3 protein-coding genes and 1 pseudogene (1 of these 4 running past the window's edge) are annotated in these 3,253 nt (G+C 45.6%); all 4 read left to right on the forward strand.

Going from position 1 to position 3,253, the window contains the following annotated elements:
- Positions 1-3: pseudogene (locus QZ311_RS12150) on the forward strand (transposase) (its annotated part extends 266 nt beyond the left edge of the window); the annotation flags it as partial.
- A 124-nt stretch (positions 4-127) separates the two neighbouring features.
- Positions 128-1,369 (forward strand): site-specific integrase, encoded by a 1,242-nt coding sequence (locus tag QZ311_RS12155; protein WP_297068466.1) that lies wholly within the window; start codon positions 128-130, stop codon positions 1,367-1,369.
- An 825-nt stretch (positions 1,370-2,194) separates the two neighbouring features.
- Entirely contained in the window at positions 2,195-2,572 is a 378-nt protein-coding gene (mobC, locus tag QZ311_RS12160) for a plasmid mobilization relaxosome protein MobC (RefSeq protein ID WP_123612395.1), read from the forward strand.
- Positions 2,569-3,253 (forward strand): relaxase/mobilization nuclease domain-containing protein (locus tag QZ311_RS12165; protein ID WP_297068469.1); only part of this gene is annotated, 685 nt, incomplete at its 3' end. The genes mobC and QZ311_RS12165, both read left to right, overlap by 4 nt.

Raw genomic sequence — 3,253 nt, forward strand, 5'->3', positions numbered from 1 at the left:
TAAAGTAAAAAAGAAGACTCGAACACCGTAAAATCAGCGTTCGAGACATACTTTATTGCGCTATTTGAGTTTTATCGGACAGCAATAATTTTTGTAACTTTAATGTAACACTAAACCACATCAAAGTATGAAGAATCAGCAATTCTTTAATGCGACCTTTATCGCACGAAAGGCGCGGGTGCTACGCAACGGTGAGGTGCCGATTATCCTGCGTATCTCAATCGCGGGTCAACGTGCGGAACTGAACATCAACCGGACTGTCAAACCCGATATGTGGGTTGCGGCAAAGGGTATGTCCAAAGGCAAAAGCCGAGCCGACATCGAACTTAACCGATATCTTGAAACCGTCAGGGCAAAGCTCCTTGCAATCCACACCCAAATGGTGGCGGAAGGCGCACTAATCAATCCGGATACTATGAAAAAACGCTTTCTCGGTGTTGACGAAAAAGTTAAAATCCGGATGTTTCTTGAAACTTTCCGCGAAAACAATGAGAAATATCGTAAGCGGCTGGAACTTGGTGACATCTCAAAGGGAACTGTTCTTCGCTGGGAGCGTTGTGTAACCTATCTAAAAGAATACTTCAAATCGCATAAGAAGGCCGAGGACATTCCTCTGCGTGATGTGACGCTCCCTATGATTGACGATTTCGAGCTTTGGCTACGCACAGAGAAGAGGTGCGGGCACAACTGCGCGATTCGCTACATCAGCACCATAAGGAGCGTTATACGCGATGCAGTCAACTATAAATGGCTTGACGTCGATCCGTTCTACGGCAAGACCTATTCAAAAAAGAAGACCAATCGCGAGCATCTTAGCGAAGCGGAACTCAATGCAATCATGTCGCTCGACCTCACAGTGCTCCCACGACTGGAGGCGGTGCTTGATGTGTTTGTGTTCTGCTGCTTCACCGGTCTGGCTTTTTCGGATGTGTCAACCCTCACTGCCGACAAGATTGTGACCGATGCCGACGGCGAACTCTGGATACGGAAGCACCGAGAGAAGACTGACGAACTCAGTTCGATACCACTGTTGGAAATCCCACGCCAGATTATCGAAAAATATTCCGACCACAAGAAAATAATCGGCACAGACAGACTGCTGCCCGTATTATCGAACCAACGATGCAACGGCTACCTGAAGGAAATCGCCGACCTTGCGGGTATCACCAAAAAGCTGACAACGCACGTCGCGCGCCACACTTTCGCCTGCCTTTCGCTTGACAACCATGTGTCGATAGAAACCATTTCGAAGATGCTCGGTCACTCGAATATAAAAACCACGCAGACCTACGCGAAAATGCAGGACAAGACCATTTCGGAGGATATGGTTAAAATGCGCCGCAAATTTGATGGTGTAGTTATGGCATGACCGGATTATCGGACATTTAATTGTTAAAAATTCAGTTTCTCAAATCGGACATTCTTGGACATAGCCGGACATATTCGGACAAGATGCTGAAATGCGGAATTATGAATCATCTGACGATTTGAAAAACTGGATTTTTATTTGTATATTTAAGTAAGGATTGACAATCTTACCTGCCTTCAAGGTGTTCAAACCACTGTTGATCTCCCGGAACATCTATCGAACTGCAAGTATGATTTTCAGTCAGTCATGAGAACATGAATATTATTGAAAGGCACATCTATTCATAGACAGATTTGTATCCTTCCTTACAGTTCAACTTATAGATATGGAAATGGAACTGCTTAATGAACGATAATGATATTGTCTTAAAGATTGATTTACCTACAATATTCTATATTGTTTGATTGACAAATCTATTTATCTATAGTTCAAGGCTTCATGACCTCATAACCTCAGGGCTATAGAGCCATAGCTAACTACTTGGCTTCCACTATTAAAACCGAGATTAAAAATGAGCGACACATTTAGTTATCCAATCAGATTTGTTCCAGCCTTCTGGGCAAAGGAGGAGGAACGCTATCTCTGGCAACAATCGTGTGCCGAAACAGATGCCTACCATAGTATCTGAAGTATCTGACTTTGATTGGTTAGACTGTTTCAGCATTGCGAACCGCAGGATTTGCCGCCAAAGGGCGGCAACCACCGTAATGATAATGGAGGGGGAGCGAGTTTAGGCTAAGGTAATACCTGAGCCAATCGAGTACCTCGCAATTCCCCTCCATCATCACTACAACCACTTTATCCACTTAATCATAACAATCATTTATGCGAAAGCAACTCAATTCACTCCCGCTATCGGGATACAATAAGACGGACATCTTGGATATCCGCAATATAGTAAGGAGTATTAAGTTCTCCTGCAACGACCTCACTGCCGTGCGAGAACGAATGAGGAATGCCGGTTATACCAGCTTCTCCACATTCGGACGCGACTGCATACTGAATACAGCAATCATCGAGCGTGTTTCCAGTGAACAGATGGCCACTCTCAACGAGCTTATTCGCGAAAGAAACAATCTCAACCAGATTGCCAGAGCTTGTAATGCCGGACGATGCTGGAGCGTAGCAAATGAGGCGTCGGCTCTAATCCGGAAATTGGATGCAGCAATCAGCCTGTTCAACGAAAAAAGCTCTGAAATATGATTGGCAAAATAAGTCACGGCAATTCGTTTGGCGATTGTCTGGATTACCTTACCCGCGTGAAACAGGACAAGCAACCATCGGAAAAGCGGGTATGGCACATCATCGACAGCGACGGTGTGAGGCTGAACGTCGGCGAGGAAGGTTGGCGAAAGATGGCGACATCGGATGTGGAAAGACCGACGCTCACAAGGTCAAAAATCAAAGACCCGTGCGGACACATTTCACTCGGTTTTTCGCCGAATGACAGCGACCGTATGACTGATGATTTCATGCTTAAAATTGCGCATGAATATATGGAGAAGATGGGCATAACAGACACGCCGTATATCATCGTCAGGCATACGGATAAGGAACACCCACACTGTCATATTATGTTCAGTCGTGTCAACTACAACGGCAAAATCATCAAGCCTGTAACTAACCTATACCGCAACAAAGCGGTCTGCGCCGATGTCACCAAGCGGCATAATCTGACTATGGGAACAGACAGTCTTAATCTTGACACCTCAAAACTTCGGGGTTCGGAACGCAGCCGCGTGGAGATTATCCAAGCGGCTACCGAAGTGTTGCATGATGTTACTATCACCGACTGGCCTATGTTCAGAAATGCCCTTGCTCGACGGGGCATCATCGCTAACGCTCTTTTCAGCGGAGAGGGCGATGAAAGAAAACTGAAGACCA

The sequence above is a fragment of the uncultured Duncaniella sp. genome, assembly GCF_910578445.1.
Classification (GTDB): Bacteria; Bacteroidota; Bacteroidia; order Bacteroidales; family Muribaculaceae; genus Duncaniella.